This window comes from Serratia sp. BNK-4 (assembly GCF_048685115.1).
Lineage (GTDB): Bacteria > Pseudomonadota > Gammaproteobacteria > Enterobacterales > Enterobacteriaceae > Serratia > Serratia bockelmannii.
The window spans coordinates 601,520-623,517 of sequence record NZ_JBLQTM010000001.1; the positions used below are offsets into that span (position 1 = coordinate 601,520).

Annotated in this window: 22 protein-coding genes; 16 read left to right on the forward strand and 6 right to left on the reverse strand. The window is 60.9% G+C overall.

Annotated elements, in window-relative coordinates; genetic code table 11:
• The first annotated feature begins 119 nt into the window (after window positions 1-119).
• The 3 genes from ACMGGW_RS02825 to ACMGGW_RS02835 are packed head-to-tail and all read left to right on the forward strand — an operon-like array spanning window position 120 to window position 1,959.
• Window positions 120-734: a methylthioribulose 1-phosphate dehydratase gene (locus ACMGGW_RS02825; RefSeq protein ID WP_025301659.1), complete on the forward strand. Its 615-nt coding sequence runs from the start codon at window positions 120-122 to the stop codon at window positions 732-734.
• Entirely contained in the window at window positions 731-1,420 is a 690-nt protein-coding gene (mtnC, locus tag ACMGGW_RS02830) for an acireductone synthase (RefSeq protein ID WP_197758386.1), read from the forward strand. Before ACMGGW_RS02825 ends, mtnC begins: the two co-directional genes overlap by 4 nt.
• The gene (locus tag ACMGGW_RS02835) at window positions 1,417-1,959 is read left to right on the forward strand and encodes a 1,2-dihydroxy-3-keto-5-methylthiopentene dioxygenase (RefSeq protein WP_043135518.1); all 543 of its coding nucleotides are present in this window, start codon (window positions 1,417-1,419) and stop codon (window positions 1,957-1,959) included. The genes mtnC and ACMGGW_RS02835 overlap by 4 nt, the downstream gene beginning before the upstream one ends.
• Before the next feature lie 17 nt (window positions 1,960-1,976).
• Here the strand turns inward: ACMGGW_RS02835 and mtnA are convergent, their stop codons facing one another.
• Complete coding sequence (gene mtnA / locus ACMGGW_RS02840) at window positions 1,977-3,005, reverse strand: S-methyl-5-thioribose-1-phosphate isomerase (protein ID WP_025301662.1); 1,029 nt, start codon at window positions 3,003-3,005, stop codon at window positions 1,977-1,979.
• Between the two features lie 145 nt (window positions 3,006-3,150).
• Here mtnA and mtnK point away from each other — a divergent pair, with 145 nt between their 5' ends.
• Entirely contained in the window at window positions 3,151-4,350 is a 1,200-nt protein-coding gene (gene mtnK / locus ACMGGW_RS02845; RefSeq protein ID WP_173890314.1) for an S-methyl-5-thioribose kinase, read from the forward strand.
• A 73-nt stretch (window positions 4,351-4,423) separates the two neighbouring features.
• Here mtnK and ACMGGW_RS02850 read toward each other — a convergent pair whose 3' ends face one another.
• Together ACMGGW_RS02850 and fadE are read right to left on the reverse strand one after the other, a co-directional pair.
• Entirely contained in the window at window positions 4,424-4,576 is a 153-nt protein-coding gene (locus ACMGGW_RS02850) for a Hok/Gef family protein (protein WP_004930217.1), read from the reverse strand.
• Between the two features lie 289 nt (window positions 4,577-4,865).
• Entirely contained in the window at window positions 4,866-7,322 is a 2,457-nt protein-coding gene (fadE, locus tag ACMGGW_RS02855) for an acyl-CoA dehydrogenase FadE (RefSeq protein ID WP_025301664.1), read from the reverse strand.
• 246 nt (window positions 7,323-7,568) lie between these two features.
• On the opposite strand from fadE, the gene lpcA reads away from it, so the two are divergent.
• A complete protein-coding gene (gene lpcA / locus ACMGGW_RS02860) occupies window positions 7,569-8,150 on the forward strand; it encodes a D-sedoheptulose 7-phosphate isomerase (protein ID WP_004930220.1) in 582 nt (193 codons plus the stop codon).
• Window positions 8,151-8,247: 97 nt separating this feature from the next.
• The gene (locus ACMGGW_RS02865; protein WP_060432493.1) at window positions 8,248-9,051 is read left to right on the forward strand and encodes a class II glutamine amidotransferase; all 804 of its coding nucleotides are present in this window, start codon (window positions 8,248-8,250) and stop codon (window positions 9,049-9,051) included.
• Here the strand turns inward: ACMGGW_RS02865 and dpaA are convergent.
• Entirely contained in the window at window positions 8,986-9,753 is a 768-nt protein-coding gene (gene dpaA, locus ACMGGW_RS02870) for a peptidoglycan meso-diaminopimelic acid protein amidase (RefSeq protein ID WP_060432495.1), read from the reverse strand. The two genes, ACMGGW_RS02865 and dpaA, sit on opposite strands and share 66 nt — an antisense overlap.
• Before the next feature lie 554 nt (window positions 9,754-10,307).
• Between dpaA and ACMGGW_RS02875 the strand changes: the two genes are divergently transcribed.
• The 8 genes from ACMGGW_RS02875 to nqrM are packed head-to-tail and all read left to right on the forward strand — an operon-like array spanning window position 10,308 to window position 17,419.
• Window positions 10,308-11,657 carry a Na(+)-translocating NADH-quinone reductase subunit A gene (locus ACMGGW_RS02875; RefSeq protein ID WP_197832602.1) on the forward strand — a complete coding sequence of 450 codons (1,350 nt, stop codon included), beginning with the start codon at window positions 10,308-10,310 and terminating at the stop codon, window positions 11,655-11,657.
• 4 nt (window positions 11,658-11,661) lie between these two features.
• Entirely contained in the window at window positions 11,662-12,903 is a 1,242-nt protein-coding gene (locus tag ACMGGW_RS02880) for an NADH:ubiquinone reductase (Na(+)-transporting) subunit B (RefSeq protein WP_197832601.1), read from the forward strand.
• Entirely contained in the window at window positions 12,893-13,687 is a 795-nt protein-coding gene (locus ACMGGW_RS02885; RefSeq protein ID WP_025301668.1) for a Na(+)-translocating NADH-quinone reductase subunit C, read from the forward strand. The genes ACMGGW_RS02880 and ACMGGW_RS02885 overlap by 11 nt, the downstream gene beginning before the upstream one ends.
• Window positions 13,680-14,309 (forward strand): NADH:ubiquinone reductase (Na(+)-transporting) subunit D, encoded by a 630-nt coding sequence (locus ACMGGW_RS02890; RefSeq protein ID WP_004930232.1) that lies wholly within the window; start codon window positions 13,680-13,682, stop codon window positions 14,307-14,309. Before ACMGGW_RS02885 ends, ACMGGW_RS02890 begins: the two co-directional genes overlap by 8 nt.
• Window positions 14,310-14,315: 6 nt before the next feature.
• On the forward strand, window positions 14,316-14,912 hold the full coding sequence (nqrE, locus tag ACMGGW_RS02895; protein WP_004930235.1) for an NADH:ubiquinone reductase (Na(+)-transporting) subunit E: 597 nt from the start codon (window positions 14,316-14,318) through the stop codon (window positions 14,910-14,912).
• 15 nt (window positions 14,913-14,927) lie between these two features.
• A complete protein-coding gene (gene nqrF / locus ACMGGW_RS02900; RefSeq protein ID WP_043135532.1) occupies window positions 14,928-16,151 on the forward strand; it encodes an NADH:ubiquinone reductase (Na(+)-transporting) subunit F in 1,224 nt (407 codons plus the stop codon).
• Window positions 16,135-17,184, forward strand: coding sequence for an FAD:protein FMN transferase (locus ACMGGW_RS02905; RefSeq protein ID WP_197832600.1), 1,050 nt, complete (start codon window positions 16,135-16,137; stop codon window positions 17,182-17,184). The genes nqrF and ACMGGW_RS02905 overlap by 17 nt, the downstream gene beginning before the upstream one ends.
• Window positions 17,185-17,191: 7 nt before the next feature.
• Window positions 17,192-17,419: a (Na+)-NQR maturation NqrM gene (gene nqrM / locus ACMGGW_RS02910; RefSeq protein WP_016928987.1), complete on the forward strand. Its 228-nt coding sequence runs from the start codon at window positions 17,192-17,194 to the stop codon at window positions 17,417-17,419.
• Between the two features lie 26 nt (window positions 17,420-17,445).
• Here the strand turns inward: nqrM and ACMGGW_RS02915 are convergent, their stop codons facing one another.
• Window positions 17,446-18,342 carry a glycerophosphodiester phosphodiesterase family protein gene (locus ACMGGW_RS02915; protein ID WP_049206249.1) on the reverse strand — a complete coding sequence of 299 codons (897 nt, stop codon included), beginning with the start codon at window positions 18,340-18,342 and terminating at the stop codon, window positions 17,446-17,448.
• Window positions 18,343-18,525: 183 nt separating this feature from the next.
• On the opposite strand from ACMGGW_RS02915, the gene dinB reads away from it, so the two are divergent.
• On the forward strand, window positions 18,526-19,587 hold the full coding sequence (gene dinB / locus ACMGGW_RS02920) for a DNA polymerase IV (RefSeq protein WP_025301672.1): 1,062 nt from the start codon (window positions 18,526-18,528) through the stop codon (window positions 19,585-19,587).
• A gap of 41 nt (window positions 19,588-19,628) precedes the next feature.
• On the opposite strand, the gene pepD is transcribed toward dinB, so the two are convergent.
• Window positions 19,629-21,089: a beta-Ala-His dipeptidase gene (pepD, locus tag ACMGGW_RS02925; RefSeq protein WP_025301673.1), complete on the reverse strand. Its 1,461-nt coding sequence runs from the start codon at window positions 21,087-21,089 to the stop codon at window positions 19,629-19,631.
• A 337-nt stretch (window positions 21,090-21,426) separates the two neighbouring features.
• Here pepD and gpt point away from each other — a divergent pair, with 337 nt between their 5' ends.
• A complete protein-coding gene (gene gpt / locus ACMGGW_RS02930) occupies window positions 21,427-21,885 on the forward strand; it encodes a xanthine phosphoribosyltransferase (RefSeq protein ID WP_025301674.1) in 459 nt (152 codons plus the stop codon).
• The last annotated feature ends 113 nt before the right edge of the window (window positions 21,886-21,998 follow it).

A 21,998-nucleotide genomic window follows, 5' to 3' on the forward strand; every position in this document is an offset into this window, starting at 1 on the left:
GATGCTAGTATTTGGCAATCAAGACGCTTAGATGGCTAAATGCGAAAAAGTGCTTAGCCCGCCACGCGGCAGGCAAAGTTTCCTCTGCCGGCCGCCTTACCGAACGGGAAATGATAATAATGACGGATAATCCGCAATTTACCGCATTGCTGGCGGCCTGCCACTGGATTGGCGACAAAGGCTGGTGCCCGGCGACCGGCGGCAACATGTCGCTGCGCCTCGACGAACGTCAGTGCCTGGTCACCGAGTCCGGCAAAGACAAGGGCAGCCTGAGCGCCGCCGATTTTCTGCGGGTGGATATCGCCGACAATCATGTGCCGAGCGGCCGCACGCCGTCGGCGGAGACCGGGCTGCATACGCTGCTCTACCGCCTGTCTGCGCACATCGGCGCGGTGCTGCATACCCATTCCGTCAACGCTACCGTACTGTCGCGGGTGGAACGCGGCGATGCGCTGGTGCTGCAGGGATACGAAATGCAGAAGTCGCTGGCCGGCCAGCGCAGCCACCTGGACAGTGTGGCGATCCCCATTTTTGATAACGATCAGGATATCCCCCGGTTGGCGGCGCGTGTGGCGGCCTATGCCGAGGCCACGCCACTGCAGTACGGTTTTCTGGTGCGCGGCCACGGTCTCTATTGCTGGGGAAGCCAGGTAGCGGAAGCCCGCCGCCATCTCGAAGGGCTGGAATTCCTGTTCCAGTGTGAACTGCAACGCCGCTTACTGGAGGCGAAATGATCCGCGCTATCGTGACCGATATTGAAGGCACCACCAGCGATATTCGCTTTGTGCATCAGGTACTGTTTCCCTATGCCCGCGAACGGCTGGCGGATTTTGTGCGCCACCATGCCGCTGAGAGCGAAGTCGCCGCGCCGCTGGCGGCGCTGCGCGCTGAAATTGACCAGCCGCAGGCAGATCTTGACGCGCTGATTGCCGCCCTGTACCGCTTTATGGATGAAGATCGCAAATCTACCGCGCTCAAGGCGCTGCAGGGCATCATCTGGCGCAGCGGCTATCGCGAGGGCGACTTCCGCGGGCATCTGTACCCGGAAGTCGCCGGGCAGTTGGCCGCCTGGCAGCGGCAGGGAGTGAAGCTTTACGTCTATTCCTCCGGTTCGGTGGAAGCGCAGAAGCTGCTGTTCGGCCACAGCGACGCGGGCGATCTGCAGCCGCTGTTCAGCGGCTATTTCGATACGCACGTCGGCGCCAAGCGTGAAACCGCGTCGTACCGCAACATCGCGCAGGCTATCGGCATCGCGCCCGACGAACTGCTGTTCCTGTCCGATATTCACCAGGAGCTGGACGCCGCGCAGGCCGCCGGCTGGCATACCTGCCAGCTGATCCGCGATGAGGCGGACGAGCAAAGCCGGCATCCGCAGGTTAACCGTTTTGATCGTATCGATTTAGGGGAGTTCGTCTCATGAGTGGATTGACCATTTTCAGCGATAAAGCGCCGCAGCAGCCGCTGTGGCAGAGCCGCGACGCGCAGGAGATCCAGCGCCAGCTGGCGCAAATCGGCGTGCGCTTTGAGCGCTGGCAGGCGGATCGCGAGCTGGGCGACAACCCGCAGCCGGAGGCAGTGATCGCCGCCTACCAGCATGAGATCGACCGGCTGGTGGCGGAAAAGGGCTACCAGAGTTGGGACGTGATCAGCATGCGGCCGGACCACGAGCAGCGTCAGGCGCTGCGCGAAAAATTCCTGTCCGAACACACGCACGGCGAGGATGAAGTGCGCTTTTTCGTTGAAGGGGCGGGGCTGTTTTGCCTGCATCTGGACGGCAAGATCTTTCAGATCCTGTGCGAAAAGAACGATCTGATCTCGGTGCCGGCCAACACCCGTCACTGGTTCGATATGGGCTCGGCGCCGCACTTTACCGCGATCCGGGTATTTGACAACCCGGAAGGCTGGGTGGCGCATTTCACCGGCGACACGATCGCCGATGCCTATCCGCGTTTGGACTGATCGTCAACCGGCGGGCGTTACCCCAGCGCCCGCTGGAAAATCCCCGCTTCAACCTGTTGCGGCGTGATCACGCCGCTGTCGAACACCCACCCGCTGATAAGCTTCGCCGGCGTGACATCGAACGCCGGATTGTACACCGGTGCCTCGTTCGGCGCCCACTGGCAGGCGCCGAAGCTGCCTGAAACGCCGGTGACTTCGGCCGCCGCGCGTTGCTCGATCGGGATGGCGGCGCCGTCCGGACAGTGCGGATCGTGGGTGGTGTGCGGGGCGGCCACGTAGAACGGGATGCCGTGATAGTGCGCCAGCACCGCCAGGCTGTAGGTGCCAATCTTGTTGGCGACGTCGCCGTTGGCGGCGATGCGATCCGCGCCGACCCACACCGCATCGACCTGGCCCTGCGCCATCAGGCTGGCGGCCATCGAATCGCAGATCAGACGATAGGGAATGCCCAGCTCACCCAGTTCCCAGGCGGTCAGACGGCCGCCCTGCAGCAGCGGCCGGGTTTCATCGACCCACACCTGTTGCACTTTGCCCTGCTGGTGGGCGCGCAGCAGCACCCCGATGGCGGTGCCGACGCCGGCGGTGGCCAACCCGCCGGTATTGCAGTGGGTCAGCAGGCGGCTGCCGGGCTTGACCAGCCCAGCGCCGTGATCGGCGATGCGATCGCACAGCCGGCGATCTTCCTCCACCAGCCGCAGCGCTTCGTTCACCATTGCCGGCGCCCAGTCAGGCTCCGCCAGCGCCAGCTTCATGCGATCCAGATTGTTCATCAGGTTAACCGCCGTCGGGCGCGCGGCGCGCAGCGTGTGCAGCGCCTGTTCCAGCTCGGCGCGCGGCAGACCGCGTTCCGCCAGCAGCGCCAACAGCAGGCTGGCGGACAGCCCGATCAGCGGCGCGCCGCGCACCCGCAGGCTGTGAATGTGCCCGACCAACTCTTCCACGCTGTCGCAGGCCCGCCACCGCTTTTCCTGCGGCAGAGCTTGCTGATCGAGGATCCAAAGGCGGTTATCTCGCAGGGTCAAACTGGTGGTGTTAAGCGCTTGCATCGGCGGTTAATTCCTTGTTGCGTGGTTATTGCATCTGAAACGCTATTCTGCCAACATGACTTCCAGATGTATAGACGTCCAAATGCTTTTACGTCTAAATAATCAGAGTCGCTGGGTCAGTGAGAGAGAACAGAGGGGTTGGGGAATGTCGCTTTATCGTACGTTTACGGCTGCCGATGCCGTTGAATATGCCCGCCAATACGGGCAGGTGGCCGAACCGCAGGCGCTGGTGAGCGCCGACGAGATCGGTGACGGCAACCTGAACCTGGTGTTCAAGATCCGCGATCGCGAAGGCGTGAGTCGGGTGATCGTCAAACAGGCGCTGCCCTATGTGCGCTGCGTGGGCGAATCCTGGCCGCTGACGTTGGACCGGGCGCGCATCGAAGCGGAAACGCTGCTGGTCCACGGCAGTTTCTGCCCAAGGCATACGGTAAAAGTCTTGCATCACGATCCCGAATTGGCGGTGATGGTGCAGGAAGATCTCTCCGATCATCGCATCTGGCGCAGTGAACTGGTGCAGGGGAACTATCACCCGCTGGCGGCCGGACAGCTGGCGGAATACCTGGCGCAGACGCTGTTCCACACCTCCGATTTTTATCAGTCGGCGCAGCAGAAGAAGGCGGAAGTCAGCCGTTTCACCAACCCCGAGCTGTGCCAGATCACCGAAGATCTGTTCTTTACCGACCCCTATATCGACCATGAGCGTAATCAGTTCGAGGCGGCGCTGTTGCCGCAGGTGCGGGCGCTGCGTGAGGATGCGCCGCTGAAGCTGGCGGTCGCCGGCCTGAAACATCGCTTCCTCAGCAAAGCGGAGGCGTTGTTGCACGGGGATATCCACAGCGGTTCAATTTTCGTGGCGGAAGGGCGATTGAAAGCGATCGACGCTGAATTCGGTTTCTACGGCCCGATCGGTTTCGATGTCGGCACTGCGTTAGGCAACCTGCTGCTCAACTATTGTGGTCAGCCGGGGCTGTTCGGGCCGCGCGACGCCGCCGCCGGGCGCGAGCAGCGCCTGCAGGATGTGCGCGAGCTGTGGCTGATTTTCGCCGATCGCTTCCTGGCGCTGTGCCATCAGCAAAGCCGCGATGCGGCGCTGGCGACGCCGGGTTACGCCGAGCAGTTCCTGCAGCAGGTCTGGGCTGACGCAGTAGGGTACTGTGGCACCGAACTGATCCGGCGCACCATCGGCCTGGCGCACGTCGCCGATCTGGACAGCATCGCCGACGCCGACATGCGCCTCGACTGTCAGCGTCACGCCCTGGGATTGGGGCGCACGCTGATCGTCAATGCGCCACAGATCGAGCATATCGATGCGCTGTTGGCGCGCATTCGCCAGCAGGGCTGAAAAGGCGGGTGCTCGTGGATCCTGCCTGACACCATCAGCCAACGGGCGGGGCGAACCCCGCCGTTGGGTTGCCTTACCGTTCGGATTCGTAAGCCAAAGTGGCCGCAACCTCCGAGTCTCCCAGCCTGATGCGCAGTTCGCACAGCGAACCGCGGGTTAGCCAGATGAACGCGATCAGCGTCATACAGACGATCACCAGCTTAAGCACGACCCGTTTTTGCTGCATTTTTGACCTCCCTATCCTTGCCTTGCGGCGGGTAAGAGGCTAACCTGATGTTGCTAGGCATCAGAGTGGCCTCGGGTTGATAATATCGACTCGGGGCCTTTCTCTTTCTCTCCTTTGCCAAGGCTCCGGACAGAAAGATCCAGAGCACCCGCCGCGCAGTTTACTCGAACTTCCTTCCCGTGAAATCCGCCGTTGCGCCAACCTGCGGCGCGGTGCGCAGTTTGCGGTGCAAGAAAAGAAAAAGGGGCGATGATGATCGCCCCTTGGATGCGTGGAGTGGGAATTGGCGTTAAGCCGCTTCGGTCTGCTGTTGGCGCTTAGACTGCGCCGCCGGCTTTTCCGGCTTGGCGGCCGCCAGCGCATCCGGTGCAAAGTCGTCCACGTTGATGGAGCGCAGACGGCTCTCTTCGGCTTTCACCAGGATCTTCGCTTCGTCGGCGCTGATCTTGCCTTCTTCCAGCGCGCGTTCCGCCAAACGATCCAGACGGGTGAACGGCAGGTTTTTGCCGGCTGCCTTGCACAGACGTTCGTGAATCGGCTCGGCGGCCATCACGTCGGCCAGCGCCGCTTCCAGCAGGCCGATTGGGTTATGTTCGCTCGGCGTCAGGTACTGACCGCGCCCCAGGCGGCTGCGGGTGGCGGAAGGCACCTGCAGGATCTTGGCCAACTGGTGATCCAGGCGATCGGACGGTGCGGTATGCACGCGGCCGAACGGGAAGACCACGAAGCGCATCGCGCCAGCGATAAAGCGGTTCGGGAAGTTGCGCAGCAGGTCATCCAGCGCCTGTTCGGCTTTATGCAGGCTGTCTTGCACGCCCCAATGCACCAGCGGCAGATCTTCTTTCTGACGGCCTTCGTCGTCAAAGCGTTTCAGCACGGCGGAAGCCAAATACATCTGGCTGAGGATATCCCCCAGGCGAGCGGAGATGCGCTCACGGCGCTTCAGGCTGCCGCCCAGCACGCCCATGGAAACGTCCGACAGCAGCGCCAGGTTGGCGCTCAGGCGGTTCAACTGCTGATAGTAACGACGGGTCGCATCCTTGGTCGGCGTGGCGCTGGTGCGGCCGTTGGTCAGGCCCAGCCAGAAGCTGCGTACCTTGTTGCTGCCGACGTGGCCCAAGTGGCCGAACAGCGATTTATCGAAGGCGTTCAGATCGTTGTTCTGTGCCGCTGCCATTTCATCCAGCACATAAGGATGGCAGCGGATTGCGCCCTGGCCGAAGATCATCATGGTGCGGGTCAGGATGTTCGCGCCTTCCACCGTGATGGCGATCGGTGCGCCCTGATAGGCTCGAGCCAGGAAGTTGGATTCGCCCAGCATGATGCCTTTACCGCCGGCGATGTCCATGGCGTCAACGATCGACTGCTGGCCGCGGTGTGTACAGTGGTATTTGACGATGGCCGACAGCACGGCCGGTTTCTCGCCCTGCACCAGCGCGTAGGTGATCAGCGAAGCGGCGGCGTCCATCACATAGGTGTTGCCGGCGATGCGTGCCAACGGCTCTTCGATCCCCTCCATCTTGCCGATGGAGATCTTGAACTGACGGCGAATGTGCGCGTAGGCGCCGGTCGCCAGGGCGATGGATTTCAGGCTGCCGGTAGAGTTGGACGGCAGGGTGATGCCGCGGCCGACCGACAGGCACTCAACCAGCATGCGCCAGCCCTGGCCGGCCATTTTCGGCCCGCCGATGATGTAATCTATCGGCACGAACACGTCGGTGCCGCGGGTTGGGCCGTTCTGGAACGGCACGTTCAGCGGGAAGTGACGGTTGCCGATTTCCACGCCCGGCGTGCTGGTTGGGATCAGCGCACAGGTGATGCCCGGGGATTCGTTGTCGCTCAGCAGGCGATTCGGGTCATGCAGTTTGAACGCTAGGCCCAGTACGGTAGCGACCGGCGCCAGCGTGATGTAGCGCTTGTTCCAGGTCAGGCGCATGCCCAGTACCTGCTTGCCTTGCCATTCGCCCATGCACACGGTGCCCACGTCCGGGATCGCGCCGGCATCGGAACCCGCTTCCGGGCTGGTCAGCGCGAAGCAAGGAATTTCGTCGCCGCGCGCCAGGCCCGGCAGATAGTGGTTTTTCTGTTCTTCGGTACCGTAGTGCTGCAGCAGTTCGCCCGGGCCGAGGGAGTTTGGCACGCCGACGGTGATCGCCAGGATGCCGGAAACGCCGGCCAGTTTTTGCAGCACCATCGCCTGAGCGTAAGGTGAGAATTCCAGACCGCCGTACTCTTTCTTGATGATCATCGCGAAGAAACGGTGTTCTTTCAGGTACGCCCAGAGTTCAGGCGGCAGATCGGCCAGTTCGTGGGTGATCTGGAAGTCGTTGGCCATGCGGCAGGCTTCTTCCACCGGGCCGTCGATAAACGCCTGCTCTTCTTCCGTCAGGCGCGGTTTCGGGTAGCTGTGCAGCTTGTTCCAGTCCGGCGCGCCGCGGAACAGATCGCCTTCCCACCAGGTGGTACCGGCGTCGATCGCTTCCTTCTCGGTGGTGGACATCGGCGGCATCACCTTGCGGAAGGCGCGCAGCGCCGGCGCGGAGAGCAGGGAACGGCGTACAGAGGAAAGGTTCAGCGGCAGCAGCACGATCGCCAGCGGCAGTAACAGCCAGAAGCTCCACAGGCCGATAGCACCCATGGCGGCGGTGTACGCCACCAGGATCAGGCTGCTGAGGGTAAGGTTCACTCGGTGGTAGAACACCACGCCGAGGAGAGCCAGGAAAACGACGATACTAAGAACCATCATAAGAAGCTCCGAAGTAGTAAGAGGTCTGACCTGTTGTGTGTATGTAATAGGTTTTAGTACAAGGCAGAATTTTTATCAATGCGTTTACAGTTTAATTACAACTCAGGTCACAAACTGACAGCACCAATCATCAAAAACCTCTCCGCTTCCTTAACCGGCGCGCTGTTTGGCTGAGAATGCTTCTCGCTGTTTCCGCGATCCGGTACACTGCGGAGCGGAAGATTTGACGATAACAAGAGGTTCCTCATGTACCACGACCTTATTCGCAGTGAACTGAACGAAGCGGCTGATACCCTGGCGAAATTTATCAATGACGACGCCAACATCGACGCCATCCAACGTGCGGCGGTGCTGCTGGCGGATTCCTTCAAAGCCGGCGGTAAAGTGATTTCCTGCGGCAACGGCGGTTCCCATTGCGACGCGATGCACTTCGCCGAAGAGCTGACCGGCCGCTACCGTGAAAACCGTCCGGGCTACCCGGCGATTGCCATCTCGGACGTGAGTCACCTGTCCTGCGTCAGCAACGACTTCGGCTATGAGTACGTATTCTCTCGCTATGTGGAAGCGGTAGGCCGCGAAGGCGACGTGCTGCTGGGCATTTCTACCTCCGGCAACTCCGGCAACATCATCAAGGCCATCGACGCGGCGCGTGCCAAGGGGATGAAAGTGATCACCCTGACCGGCAAGGACGGCGGCAAGATGGCGGGTTCCGCCGATGTGGAAATTCGCGTGCCGCACTTCGGCTACGCCGACCGCATTCAGGAAATCCACATCAAAGCGATTCACATCTTGATTCAGCTGATCGAAAAAGAGATGGTTAAGGCTTGATAGCCTTCGGGGAGCTGCGGCTCCCCATGGATAAGACGACGGACGCCGCATGGTGCGTCCGCACAGCCTGTGTCAGTGTGGTTAAGGAGTGCTGGCGATGTGTGAACTGCTCGGGATGAGCGCAAACGTACCGACCGATATCTGCTTCAGCTTTACCGGCCTGGTACAGCGCGGCGGCCGCACCGGGCCGCATAAGGATGGCTGGGGCATTACCTTCTATGAAGGGAACGGCTGCCGCACATTCAAGGATCCGCAGCCGAGCTTCAACTCGCCGATCGCCCGCCTGGTACAGGACTACCCGATCAAGTCCTGTGCGGTGGTGTCCCATATTCGCCAGGCCAATCGCGGCGAAGTGGCGTTGGAAAACACCCACCCGTTCACCCGCGAACTGTGGGGCCGCAACTGGACCTACGCGCACAATGGCCAATTGAAAGGCTATCGTCAGTTGGATACCGGCACGTTCCGCCCGGTCGGCCAGACCGACAGCGAATACGCGTTCTGCTGGCTGCTGCATCAGCTGGCGCTGAAATACCCGCGCACCCCGAGCCAGTGGCCGGCGGTTTTCCGCTATATCGGCCTGTTGGCGAGCCAGCTGCGCAAGAAAGGGGTCTTCAATATGCTGTTGTCGGACGGGCGCTTCGTGATGGCCTATTGCTCCACCAACCTGTATTGGATCACGCGCCGCGCGCCGTTTGGCAAGGCGACGCTGCTCGATCAGGATGTGGAAATCGATTTTCAGCAGCAGACCACACCGAACGATGTGGTCACGGTGATCGCCACCCAACCGCTGACCGCCAACGAAACCTGGCACAAGATTGAGCCAGGCGAGTTCGCGTTATTTCACTTCGGTGAGCGGCTTGTTCTGAGCGAAGGGATTGGTGTTGGGCGTCGGATTGGCTGACGCGTACTGCGTCATCTGGCCGCTGCTCATCAACGGTTGACCCAGCACATACTGGCCGTTGTCTACGGTCATCATCGGCGGCTGGTGGTTCTTCGCGAAGTAATCGTAACCCGGCTTCAGCTGGCGCCAGAAAGCGATATAGCTGGATGACGCATGGCGCTTGAGGTTTTGCTCGGTCATGCGGAACGGGTAGATGCTGATGTCGACGCGGCTTTGGCCATAGGCGAAGGCGGCTTCGACGTAGCGATAGATCTCATCCATATAGGTGTTGGTCATCGCATAACAGCCAATCGATTTACATTCGCCGTGGATCATCAGATAAGCGCCGGAATAGCCCTGCGATTTATCGTAATCATTAGGGAAACCGATATTGATCGCCCGGTAATACTTGCTGTCGGGTTTCAGATGGCGCGCGTCAACGCTATAAAAGCCTTCCGGACTTTTAAAGTCGCCTTCACGACGTTTAGGACCCAGCCCACCGGAGAAATTACAGATCGGGAACGTGTTGACCAGGCGGAATTCATTGCCCATTCGGGCATACAATTCCAGCTTGCGTTCCTCTTTGAAGATCTGAATATAGACCGGCGAACCCAATAATTGCTGTTTAACTACCGGCGCTTCGGGTACCTGCTCGCTGGCGCTGCAGGCCGTGATCATCGGCATAGAAACAAGCATCGCAAACAACAGCGCGATTTTGCTCATTATTATTCCTGCTTATATTTATTTGCCGGCGCAATTGAGGTTGGCCAGCATGCCACTGATTATTGTTTTTACTGCTGCAAAACACCGCCAGATTACCAGCGCGTTTATTTTTAGCAATACGTGATATGTATAAAAAAACGACAAAGCTCGATAAAAGTGAAATGACCGGCAGATTTTAACGATAAGTAGTGAAAAACAGGCGAAATTTAATTGCGTTTGCTTGACCCAAGTCACGACGTAACGCAGAACAATGTTGCGAACAATGTTAATATTCTCTCTTCAATTTAACGCGCTGTGGCGATTGAAGCGGCAAGAGTTATTGCATATAACCCAGCCGTTTTGATGGTTATTTGGCTACAGGCCGTTAACACATCGACTGTCGCGCAAACAACGGAAAAGGGGAATCAAGGGAATGCGCGTTACCCCAGTTTTTCACTGCGAGAAAGTTCATGTTGGGCGTGCCGTTGTGCGCACTGCCCGGCAATCCTGGCATCGTCAGCACCCGCCTCTGGGGCCGGTCAGACGTGTAAACCCAACTACATCGTATAAATCCTATGATTAAGATCAGAAAAGGGTTAGATCTGCCGATAGCCGGAGCCCCGGTTCAGGCGATCCAAGATGGCCCGAACATTCAGCATGTCGCCCTGCTTGGGGAAGAGTATGTCGGAATGCGCCCCTCCATGCTGGTGCAGGAAGGCGATACCGTTAAGAAAGGCCAGGCGTTGTTCGAAGATAAGAAAAACCCCGGGGTTTTCTTCACGGCTCCCGCCAGCGGCCGCATCGTCGCGATTAACCGCGGCGAGCGGCGCGTATTGCAATCGGTGGTGATTGCGCTGGAAAACGGCGGCGACGATCAGCTCGAGTTTGCGCACTACCCGCAGGGGGAATTGGCCCAGTTGCCACGCGAACAGGTCGAGAGCGAACTGATCGCCAGTGGCCTGTGGACCGCACTGCGCACCCGCCCGTTCAGTAAAACGCCAAGCCCCGGCAGCGAACCGCACGCCATTTTCGTCACCGCGATGGATACCCAACCGTTGGCCGCCGATCCGCAGGTGATCATCGCCGAGCAGCAGGCGGCGTTCAACGCCGGGCTGGTGGTCTTGGCACGCCTGACGGCGGGCAAGGTGCACGTATGTCACGCCGCCGGCGCCTCCGTTGGCCAGCAGAGCGGCCCGCAGATCGCCTACAGCGAATTTGCCGGCCCGCATCCCGCCGGGCTGGTGGGCACCCACATTCACTTCCTTGAACCGGTCAGCCTGAAGAAAATCGTTTGGCACATCGGCTACCAGGACGTCATCGCCATCGGCACGCTGTTCACCACCGGTAAGCTCGATACCCGCCGGGTCGTGGCGCTGGCCGGGCCGCAGGTGGCGCAGCCGGCGCTGCTGCGCACCCGCCTGGGGGCCAGCCTCGAGGAGCTGACCGCCGGCCGCCTGAAAGACGGTGAGAACCGGGTGATCTCTGGTTCGGTGCTGAACGGCATGCACGCCGCCGGGCCGAACGCCTGGCTCGGCCGCTTCCACTCGCAGGTGTCGGTGCTGGAAGAAGGGCGCGACAAAGAGCTGTTCGGTTGGATCGTGCCTTCGCCGAACAAGTTCTCCATTACCCGCACCACGCTGGGCCATTTCCTGAAGAACAAACTGTTCGCCTTCTCGACCACCACTAACGGCGGCGAGCGCGCCATGGTACCGATCGGCAACTACGAGCGGGTGATGCCGCTGGATATTTTGCCGACGCTGCTGCTGCGCGATCTGCTGGCGGGCGACAGCGACAGCGCGCAGGCGCTGGGCTGCCTGGAGTTGGACGAGGAAGATCTGGCGCTGTGCACCTTCGTTTGCCCCGGCAAGTATGAGTACGCGCCGGTGCTGCGCGAAGTGCTGACCAAGATTGAGCAGGAAGGATAACCCGATGGGCCTGAAGAATTATTTTGAGAAGATAGAGCATCACTTCACGCCGGGCGGCAAACTGGAAAAGTGGTACCCGCTGTATGAAGCGACCACCACGGTGTTTTATACCCCCGGCACGGTGACGCGCGGCGCTTCGCACGTGCGTGACGCCATCGATTTGAAACGCATGATGATCCTGGTGTGGTTGGCGGTGTTCCCGGCGATGTTCTGGGGCATGTACAACGTCGGCCAGCAGGCGATCCCGGCGCTGCACCATCTGTACAGCGGCGACGCGCTGCAACAGGTGCTGGCGGGCGACTGGCATTATCGTCTGGCGCAGTGGCTCGGCGCCTCGCTGGCGGCCGACGCCGGCTGGGTCAGCAAAATGGTGCTGGGTGCCTGTTACTTCCTGCCGATCTACGCCGTGGTGTTCGTCGTCGGCGGCTTCTGGGAAGTGCTGTTCGCCATCATCCGCAAACATGAGGTCAACGAAGGCTTCTTCGTCACCTCTATCCTGTTCGCGCTGATCGTGCCGCCGACCCTGCCGCTGTGGCAGGCCGCGCTGGGCATCACCTTCGGCGTGGTGGTGGCCAAAGAGATCTTCGGCGGCACCGGGCGCAACTTCCTCAACCCGGCGTTGGCCGGCCGCGCCTTCCTGTTCTTCGCCTATCCGGCGCAGATCTCCGGCGATCTGGTGTGGACCTCTGCGGACGGTTTCTCCGGTGCGACGCCGTTGGCGCAGTGGAGCGCTGGCGGGGCGCACAGCCTGAGCAACGTGGCCACCGGCCAGTCCATCAGCTGGCTGGACGCCTTCCTCGGCAACATTCCCGGCTCCATCGGTGAAGTCTCCACGCTGATGATCCTGATCGGCGGGGCGATAATCCTGCTCGGCCGCGTGGCCTCCTGGCGCATCGTCGCCGGCGTAATGCTCGGCATGGTGGCTTCCGCCCTGTTGTTCAACGCCATCGGTTCGGACACCAACCCGATGTTCGCCATGCCGTGGTACTGGCATCTGGTGCTGGGCGGCTTCGCCTTCGGCATGATCTTTATGGCGACCGACCCGGTTTCCGCCTCCTTCACCAACAAGGGGAAATGGTGGTACGGCATTCTGATCGGCGTGATGTGCGTGCTGATCCGGGTGGTCAACCCCGCCTATCCGGAAGGCATGATGCTGGCGATCCTGTTCGCCAACCTGTTCGCACCGCTGTTCGATTACCTGGTGGTGCAGGCCAACATCAAGCGGAGAAAAGCCCGTGGCGAATGAAGCGAAAAACGACGGCATCGGTAAAACGCTGCTGGTAGTGCTGCTGCTATGTCTGGTGTGTTCAGTGGTGGTGGCGGGCTCCGCCGTCGGCCTGAAGTCCAAACAGCAGGAGCAAAAGCTGCTCGATAAGCAGCGCAATATTCTCGACGTAGCCGGCCTGTTGCAGCCGAAAATGGAGAGCGAGCAGGTCAAGCGCTTATACAGCGAACGCATCGAACCGCGCCTGGTGGATCTGAACAGCGGTGAGTTTGTCGCCGGCAAGGCGGCGGCGTTCGATCTGGGCGCCGCGCTGCGCGACGACGCCAAAAGCGTGGCGTTGCCCGCGGGCGACGATCCGGCCGGCATCAAGCGCCGCAGCAACCAGGCGGAAATCTACCTGGTGCGTGACGAAAGCGGCCAGGTGAACAAGCTTGTGCTGCCGGTATACGGCACCGGCCTGTGGTCGATGATGTACGCCTTCGTGGCGCTGGATAACGACGGCAATACGGTCAAGGGCATCACCTACTACGACCAGGGGGAAACCCCAGGGCTGGGCGGTGAGGTCGAGAATCCGTCCTGGCGCCAGCAGTGGGTCGGTAAGCAGCTGTTCGACGACAACGGCCAGCCGGCGATCCGCGTGGTGAAAGGCGGCGCACGTCAGGGGGATGTGCACGGAGTGGACGGCCTATCCGGCGCCACGCTGACCTCCAACGGCGTGCAGCATACGTTTGATTTCTGGTTGGGCGAGCACGGCTTCGGCCCGTTCCTGAAAAAAGTTCGTGAAGGAGCGCTGAAAAATGGCTGATTCCAAAGAGATAAAGCGGGTCCTGCTGGGGCCGCTGTTCGACAATAACCCGATCGCCCTGCAGGTGTTGGGCGTCTGTTCTGCGTTGGCGGTGACCACCAAGCTGGAGACGGCGGTGGTGATGACCATTGCGGTGACGCTGGTGACCGCGTTCTCCAGCTTCTTCATCTCGCTGATCCGTCACCATATTCCCAACAGCGTGCGCATCATCGTGCAGATGGCGATCATCGCCTCGCTGGTGATCGTGGTCGATCAGCTGCTGCGCGCTTATGCGTTCGAGATCTCCAAGCAGCTGTCGGTGTTCGTCGGCCTTATCATCACCAACTGCATCGTGATGGGGCGCGCCGAGGCTTACGCCATGAAGTCGCCGCCGATCGAGAGCTTTATGGACGGCATCGGCAACGGGCTGGGCTACGGGGTGATCCTGGTGCTGGTCGGTTTCCTGCGCGAGCTGATCGGCTCCGGCAAGCTGTTCGGCGTCCCGGTGCTGGAAACGGTGCAGAACGGCGGCTGGTACCAGCCGAACGGCCTGTTCCTGCTGGCGCCGAGCGCGTTCTTCATCATCGGCCTGCTGATCTGGGTGCTGCGCACCCTGAAGCCGGCGCAGATCGAAAAGGAGTAAAGGCCGATGGAACACTATATCAGCCTGTTTGTGCGCGCGGTGTTCGTCGAGAACATGGCGCTGGCGTTCTTCCTCGGGATGTGTACCTTCCTGGCGGTGTCGAAGAAGGTCTCGACCGCCTTTGGTCTAGGCATCGCGGTGACCATCGTGCTCGGCATTTCGGTGCCGGTGAACAACCTGGTCTACAACCTGATCCTGCGCGACGGCGCGCTGGTGGAAGGCGTCGATCTGAGCTTCCTCAACTTCATTACCTTCATCGGCGTGATCGCGGCGCTGGTGCAGATTCTGGAGATGATCCTCGATCGCTTCTTCCCGTCGCTGTATAACGCGCTCGGCATCTTCCTACCGCTCATCACCGTGAACTGCGCCATCTTCGGCGGCGTGTCCTTCATGGTGCAGCGCGACTATAACTTCGCAGAATCGGTGGTGTACGGCTTTGGTTCCGGCACCGGCTGGATGCTGGCGATCGTCGCCATGGCGGGGATCCGCGAAAAACTCAAGTATGCCAACGTGCCGGCAGGGCTGCGCGGCCTGGGCATTACCTTTATCACCACCGGACTGATGGCGCTGGGCTTCATGTCCTTCTCCGGTGTTCAGTTGTAAAGGCGGGAAGAATTTATGGAAATTATTTTAGGCGTAGCCATGTTCACCACCATCGTGATGGTGCTGGTGTTGCTGATCCTGTTCGCCAAATCGAAGCTGGTGAACACCGGTGACATCGCGGTGGAGATCAACGGCGATCTGGATAAGAGCTTCCATGCGCCGGCGGGCGACAAGCTGCTCAACGTGCTCTCCAGCCAGGGGATCTTCGTCTCCTCGGCCTGCGGCGGCGGCGGTTCCTGCGGCCAGTGCCGGGTGGTGATCAAAGAGGGCGGCGGCGATATCCTGCCGACCGAGCTTTCGCACATCAACAAGCGCGAAGCGAAAGAAGGGTGCCGCCTGGCGTGCCAGGTGAACGTGAAGCAGAACCTGAAGATCGAGCTGCCGGAAGAGATCTTCGGCGTGAAGAAATGGGAGTGCGAGGTTATCTCCAACGATAACAAAGCCACCTTTATCAAAGAGCTGAAGCTGAAGATCCCCGATGGTGAGGACGTGCCGTTCCGCGCGGGCGGCTTTATCCAGATCGAAGCACCGGCGCACGACATCAGCTACGCCGACTTCGACGTGCCGCAGGAGTATCGCGGCGACTGGGACAAGTTCAACCTGTTCCGCTACCGCTCGACGGTGAACGACACCACGGTGCGCGCCTACTCGATGGCCAACTACCCGGAAGAGAAGGGCATCATCATGCTCAACGTGCGTATCGCCACGCCGCCGCCGAATAATCCGGACGTGCCGCCGGGCATCATGTCTTCCTATATCTGGTCGCTGAAAGCCGGTGACAAGGTGACCATCTCCGGGCCGTTCGGCGAGTTCTTCGCCAAGGACACCGACGCCGAAATGATCTTCATCGGCGGCGGCGCGGGCATGGCGCCGATGCGTTCGCACATCTTCGATCAGCTCAAGCGCCTGAACTCGAAGCGCAAGATCACCTTCTGGTACGGCGCGCGTTCGCTGCGCGAGATGTTCTATGAAGACGACTTCAACCAGCTGCAGGCGGAGAACGAAAACTTCACCTGGCACGTGGCGCTGTCGGATCCGCAGCCGGAAGATAACTGGACCGGCTACACCGGCTTTATCCATAATGTTCTGCTGGAGAACTACCTGAGGAACCACCCGGCGCCGGAGGACTGCGAGTTTTACATGTGCGGGCCGCCGATGATGAACGCCGCGGTGATCAAGATGCTCAAAGATCTGGGCGTCGAAGACGAAAACATCATGCTGGATGACTTTGGTGGCTAAATTGCGCGCATTGGCGATGAAGAACTGGCTGACGGGTGTGGCGCTGAGCGCCACCCTGCTGCTGACCGGCTGCGGGCCGGAACAGGTGGACCTGATGGGTAAAACCATGGGCACCTCGTATTCGATCCGTTACGTGACCGGCGAAGATACGCCGTCGGCGCGCGAGATGCAGGCGGAGATCGACAAACGGCTGGAGCAGGTGAACGATCAGATGTCCACCTACCGGCCGGATTCCGAGCTGAGCCGCTTCAATGCCAACCGCGACATTGACCGGCCGTTCCCGGTTTCGCCGGCCACCGCCGAAGTGGTGCGCGAAGCGCTGCGCATCAACCGCGTCACCGACGGCGCGCTGGACGTGACCGTCGGGCCGCTGGTCAACCTGTGGGGCTTCGGCCCGGAAGGGCGGCCGGACAAAGTGCCGAGCGAGGCGGAGCTGGCGCACCGTCGCGCCTGGACCGGGGCCGATAAGCTGTCGGTGCAGGGCAACGCGCTGGTGAAAAACATCCCCGAGCTGTATGTCGACCTGTCGTCGATCGCCAAAGGATACGGCGTGGACGTGGTGGCGGAGTACCTGCAATCACAACACGTGCAAAACTACATGGTGGATATCGGCGGTGAAGTCCGCACCCGCGGGCGCAACGGCGAGCAAAAGCCGTGGCGCATCGCCATCGAGCGCCCGACCGCCGGCACGCAGCAGCAGGCGCAACTGGTGATCCAGCCGGGGGAGATGTCGATCGCTACTTCGGGTGACTATCGCAACTACTTCGAGCAGGACGGGGTGCGCTATTCGCACACCATCGATCCGATCACCGGCCGGCCGATCAACCACCGCCTGGTGTCGATCACCGTGCTGAGCCCGACCTGCATGACCGCCGACGGCCTGTCCACCGGCCTGAACGTGATGGGGCCGGAGCGCGGCCTGGCGCTGGCCAACCTGCTCGGTATCCCGGTGTTCATGATCGTGAAAACCGCCGACGGGTTTGAGGAGCGTTACTCAGACGCGTTCAAGCCCTATCTGAAAAAGCGTTCGTGAGGTTGCTATGTTGACGGTATTCGCCGCTACTTTCGTGTTGTTCCTGCTGATCGTCGGCGGCATGTCGCTGGGCTATGTGTTCAAACGCAAAAGCCTGCAGGGCAGCTGCGGCGGCATCACCGCGCTGGGCATGGAGAAAGTCTGCGACTGCCCGGAGCCGTGCGATGCGCGCAAAAAGCGCGAAGCCAAAGCGGCGCAGCGGCGCGAGCAGTTGGAAAAGCACCGTATTCTGTAGCGAAAACCCGGCCTTGGCCGGGTTTTTTATTTCGCCTTGCGGAAGCTTTTCGCCTCGGCCGGCGAGTTGACCATCACGCCGTCAGCGCCCAGCGCCAGCGCCTGCTGATATTCCTGCGGCGAGTTGACGCCGAACAGGATAATGTGCGCCGGGCCCTGCGAGCGGAAACAGTCCATCGACTCTTTATCCCAGGTCAGAAACGCCTTCGAACGCCCTTCGCCGAGGGTATATTTCTCCACCACTTCCACCTCGCGCTTCAGCTCCAGCCCGTACCAACGCGGCTGCCGGTTGTCCGGTTTGACGTCGCACTGGTGCGCCATGGTGACGTTGGCCAGCAGCGTGCGGGTTTCGTCGCGGCTTTCAAAGCGCGGGATGGCCGGCGGCAGCGCCTGCAGGTATTTGGCGTCGGTAGAGTAGACGCGGATGCGGTTCAGGCTGTCGGTGCTTTGCAACGTCGCCAGCAGCGTTTGGCCAAACTGCGCCGGATCGGCGTCCGGGGATTTGATGTCCAGATAAAAAGTGACGTGCGGAAACGCTTTAAGCACGTCGTCGAGCCGTGGAATGCCGATACCCTGGCCGCGGAACGGGTGTGCGTCACCCTTGGCGAAGGCCCAACCGGCGTCGGTCTCGGCCAGCTGCGCGGCGGTATAGGCAGAAACCGGGCCCTGCCGATTGGTCAGCGCTTTCAGGTCCGAGGGGCGATACAGCACGATGATGCCGTCTTTGGATGCTTGCAGGGTGATCCAGATGGCGTCGGCGCCGTTTTTCAGCGCGGTTTCGATGGCGATGCGAGTGTTTTCTGGCGCATCGGCGGTGCCGCCGCGATGGGCGACGATCGCCGGCGCATGACCGGCGGCGGCGCTGGCCGCCAGCGCGCTCAGCGACAGCGCGGAAGCCAGCAGCAAATGAGAAAATCTGATCATGTAGGGTACCTTGTCGTTATCGTTGTGGTGAGCCGCACGGGATGGCGGAAATCATACTATTGAAAAATTAAGCTTTTTTAACAACGCGGAAATATCTGTCAGAAACGCCGCTTTCCTCGAGCTCTGCGGCCTTGAGCTTTTGGCACCTGGCTGTATACTTATACAGTATTGTTGGAGGGTGCGATGCGTAAAATCATTCATGTCGATATGGACTGCTTCTTCGCGGCAGTGGAGATGCGCGACGATCCCAGCCTGCGCGATATCCCGCTGGCGATTGGCGGTAGCGCCGATCGCCGCGGGGTGATCAGCACCGCCAACTACCCGGCGCGGCGCTACGGCGTGCACAGTGCCATGTCCACGGCGATGGCGCTCAAACTGTGCCCGCATCTCACCCTGCTGCCGGGGCGCATGGCGGCCTACAAAGAAGCTTCGCTGCACATCCGCGAAATCTTCGCCCGCTATACCCCGCTGATCGAGCCGCTGTCGCTCGATGAAGCCTATCTCGACGTGACCGACAGCCCGCAATGCAACGGTTCGGCGACGCTGATCGCCCAGGAAATCCGTCAGGCGATCGCCGACGAGCTGAACCTCACCGCGTCGGCCGGCATCGCGCCAATCAAGTTTCTCGCTAAAATCGCCTCCGAGATGAACAAGCCGAACGGGCAATACGTGATCACGCCGGCGCAGGTGCCGGCGTTTTTGCAGCAGCTGCCGCTCAGCAAGATCCCCGGCGTCGGCAAGGTGACCGCCAAGCGGCTGGAGGAAGTGGGGCTTATCACCTGCGCCGACGTGCAGCAATACGATTTGGCGCAGCTGCTCAAGCGCTTCGGCAAGTTCGGCCGGGTGCTGTGGGAGCGCTGTCAGGGCATCGATCGGCGCGAAATCTCTCCTGAGCGGCTGCGCAAATCGGTGGGGGTGGAGCGCACGCTGGCGGAGGATATTCACGACTGGGAAGACTGCGAAACGCTGATTATCGACAAACTCTATCCCGAGCTGGAGATGCGGCTGCGCAAGGTGAAGCCGGATCTGCACATCGCCCGGCAGGGCGTGAAGCTGAAGTTTCAGGATTTTCAGCAAACCACCCAGGAGCACGTGTTCCCGGTGCTGAACCGGCAGGATTTGCTGGAGGTGGCGCGGCAGGCGTGGCGCGAGCGGCGCGAAGGGCGCGGCGTGCGGCTAGTGGGGTTGCATGTGACGCTGCTCGATCCGCAGCTGGAGCGGCAGCTGGCGCTGTCGTGGGAATAAAAAAGCCGGCGGTCGCCGGCTTTTTGCGTTAAGCGTGCAGATTACGCGCGCTCAGGGATTGCTTTCAGCAACGAGGTCAGCAGCTTCCAGTACAGGCCGACGCTTTCGATATGCACCTGCTCATCCGGCGAATGCGGGCCGGTGATGGTTGGCCCGATCGATACCATGTCCATGTTTGGATATGGCTTTTTGAACAGACCGCATTCCAGACCGGCGTGGATCACCATGATGTTCGGCGTCTTGTCGAACAGATCCTGATACAGCTCGCGCACCAGGTGCATCACCGGCGAGTCGGCGTCCGGCTGCCAGCCCGGGTAGCCGCCCTTCGGCGCCACTTTAGCGCCGGCCAGCTGGCCCAACGCGGTCAGCATCTCGACCACGTAGTCTTTGCCACTGTCGATCAGGGAGCGGATCAGGCAGATGATTTCCGCTTCGTTTTCGCTGGTGGTGACCACACCGACGTTCAGCGAGGTTTCCACCACGCCTTTCACCGCGTCGCTCATGCGGATCACGCCGTTCGGCGTGCCGTTCAGCAGCGCCAGGAAGCGCTGCTGGCTGTCGGCGCTCAGCGCCAGCGAAGCGCTGGTGGTCGGCTCCAACAGCACGGTGATGTTCTTCTCTTTGGCGGAGAGTTCGTTCTGCAGCACGGCCAGGAACTCCTGGCTCAGCGCTTTCAGTACGTCGGCCTTGTCCGCCGGCACCGCTACCACCGCGGAGGCTTCACGCGGGATGGCGTTGCGCAGGGTGCCGCCGTTCAGGTCCAGCACGCGCAGGTTCAGCGCTGCCGCATGGGCGAACAGGAAGCGCGCCAGCAGTTTGTTGGCGTTGCCCAGCCCGACGTGGATCTCGGCGCCGGAATGGCCGCCTTTCAGGCCCTTGAGGGTCAGCTTCAGGGTTTGGTAACCGGCCGGCACCGCTTCGCGCTGCAGCGGCAGGGTGGTGATGAAGTCGATACCGCCGGCGCAACCCATGTAGATTTCGCCTTCTTCTTCGGAATCGGTATTGATCAGGATATCCGCCTGCAGCCAGTTCGGCTGCAGCCCGAAGGCGCCGTCCATACCCGCTTCTTCGGTCATGGTCAGCAGCACTTCCAGCGGGCCGTGCTCAACGCTGTCGTCGGCCAGCACCGCCAGGGCGGAGGCCATGCCGATGCCGTTGTCGGCGCCCAGCGTGGTGCCGCGCGCTTTCACCCACTCGCCGGCGATATAAGGTTGGATCGGATCCTTGGCGAAGTCGTGTACGGTGTCGTTATTCTTTTGCGGCACCATGTCCAGGTGCGCCTGCAGCGCGACCGGCTTGCGGTTTTCCATGCCTTTGGTGGCCGGCTTGCGCAGCAGGATATTGCCGACCTGATCGCGCTCGGCGTGCAGGTTCTTTTCTTTGGCCCAGGTGAGGATGTGCTGCGCCAGCGCTTCTTCATGATAAGAAGGGTGCGGGATAGAACAGATCTTGGCGAAAATATCCCACAGCGGCTGTGGCGAAAGCTGAGACAATTCAGACACTATAAGTCTCCTGTGACGGCAGGCTCCGACAGGACGGGCATGCCGCGCGGTTAAGGTGAGCGGGTATCTGTGCGTCGTGGCACGATCGTCAGAGAATATCACTTTATTTCCGGCGGTGCGCCCCCCGTATTGTGCGGTTTAAGCGCTTGATCACATGGCTTCGCTGCGGGAACGCTCGCTTTTTCAGCATCAATCACCGAAAAGCCGCCCGGCGGAAATCGCGAGGTTTTCCTCGGTACAGCTGGAATTCAACGCGGCCAGTCTCTATAATCTCGCGCAACCTTTTTTCCCCTGAACTACAAATAAGCCGCTTCACCGCCGGCTGGGACACGATTCTATGAGCGAAAAATACGTTGTTACCTGGGATATGCTGCAAATGCACGCACGCAAGCTGGCGCACCGCCTGCTGCCTGCCGACAAATGGACAGGCATCATTGCCGTAAGCCGCGGCGGTCTGGTACCGGCGGGCCTGCTGGCGCGCGAACTGGGCATCCGCTATGTGGATACCGTCTGCATTTCCAGCTATGACCATGACAACCAACGCGAAATGAAAGTGCTCAAGCGCGCCGAAGGCGACGGTGAAGGCTTCATCGTGGTGGACGATCTGGTGGATACCGGCGGCACCGCGAAAGCGATCCGCGACATGTACCCGAAAGCGCATTTCGTCACCATCTTCGCCAAGCCGGCGGGCCGTCCGCTGGTGGACGACTACGAAGTCGACATCCCGCAGGATACCTGGATCGAACAGCCGTGGGACATGGGCGTCAGCTTCGTTCCCCCGATCGGCGGCCGCTAAGCCCAGCCAGTTCCAGCCAAACGCCCGGTTATGCCGGGCGTTTGCGTTATCTTGGTTTATCCCGCCAGAGTTAGGTACACTACCTCCAGTTAAGTAGGCCTTTTGCGGCCTAT

Bases quoted from the DNA above. Each gene is read 5' to 3' on its own strand.
- ACMGGW_RS02825 (WP_025301659.1), top strand. From the start codon at position 120: ATGACGGATAATCCGCAATTTACCGCATTGCTGGCGGCCTGCCACTGG.
- mtnC (WP_197758386.1), top strand. From the start codon at position 731: ATGATCCGCGCTATCGTGACCGATATTGAAGGCACCACCAGCGATATT.
- ACMGGW_RS02835 (WP_043135518.1), top strand. From the start codon at position 1,417: ATGAGTGGATTGACCATTTTCAGCGATAAAGCGCCGCAGCAGCCGCTG.
- mtnA (WP_025301662.1), bottom strand. From the start codon at position 3,005: ATGCAAGCGCTTAACACCACCAGTTTGACCCTGCGAGATAACCGCCTT.
- mtnK (WP_173890314.1), top strand. From the start codon at position 3,151: ATGTCGCTTTATCGTACGTTTACGGCTGCCGATGCCGTTGAATATGCC.
- ACMGGW_RS02850 (WP_004930217.1), bottom strand. From the start codon at position 4,576: ATGCAGCAAAAACGGGTCGTGCTTAAGCTGGTGATCGTCTGTATGACG.
- fadE (WP_025301664.1), bottom strand. From the start codon at position 7,322: ATGATGGTTCTTAGTATCGTCGTTTTCCTGGCTCTCCTCGGCGTGGTG.
- lpcA (WP_004930220.1), top strand. From the start codon at position 7,569: ATGTACCACGACCTTATTCGCAGTGAACTGAACGAAGCGGCTGATACC.
- ACMGGW_RS02865 (WP_060432493.1), top strand. From the start codon at position 8,248: ATGTGTGAACTGCTCGGGATGAGCGCAAACGTACCGACCGATATCTGC.
- dpaA (WP_060432495.1), bottom strand. From the start codon at position 9,753: ATGAGCAAAATCGCGCTGTTGTTTGCGATGCTTGTTTCTATGCCGATG.
- ACMGGW_RS02875 (WP_197832602.1), top strand. From the start codon at position 10,308: ATGATTAAGATCAGAAAAGGGTTAGATCTGCCGATAGCCGGAGCCCCG.
- ACMGGW_RS02880 (WP_197832601.1), top strand. From the start codon at position 11,662: ATGGGCCTGAAGAATTATTTTGAGAAGATAGAGCATCACTTCACGCCG.
- ACMGGW_RS02890 (WP_004930232.1), top strand. From the start codon at position 13,680: ATGGCTGATTCCAAAGAGATAAAGCGGGTCCTGCTGGGGCCGCTGTTC.
- nqrE (WP_004930235.1), top strand. From the start codon at position 14,316: ATGGAACACTATATCAGCCTGTTTGTGCGCGCGGTGTTCGTCGAGAAC.
- nqrF (WP_043135532.1), top strand. From the start codon at position 14,928: ATGGAAATTATTTTAGGCGTAGCCATGTTCACCACCATCGTGATGGTG.
- ACMGGW_RS02905 (WP_197832600.1), top strand. From the start codon at position 16,135: ATGACTTTGGTGGCTAAATTGCGCGCATTGGCGATGAAGAACTGGCTG.
- nqrM (WP_016928987.1), top strand. From the start codon at position 17,192: ATGTTGACGGTATTCGCCGCTACTTTCGTGTTGTTCCTGCTGATCGTC.
- ACMGGW_RS02915 (WP_049206249.1), bottom strand. From the start codon at position 18,342: ATGATCAGATTTTCTCATTTGCTGCTGGCTTCCGCGCTGTCGCTGAGC.
- dinB (WP_025301672.1), top strand. From the start codon at position 18,526: ATGCGTAAAATCATTCATGTCGATATGGACTGCTTCTTCGCGGCAGTG.
- gpt (WP_025301674.1), top strand. From the start codon at position 21,427: ATGAGCGAAAAATACGTTGTTACCTGGGATATGCTGCAAATGCACGCA.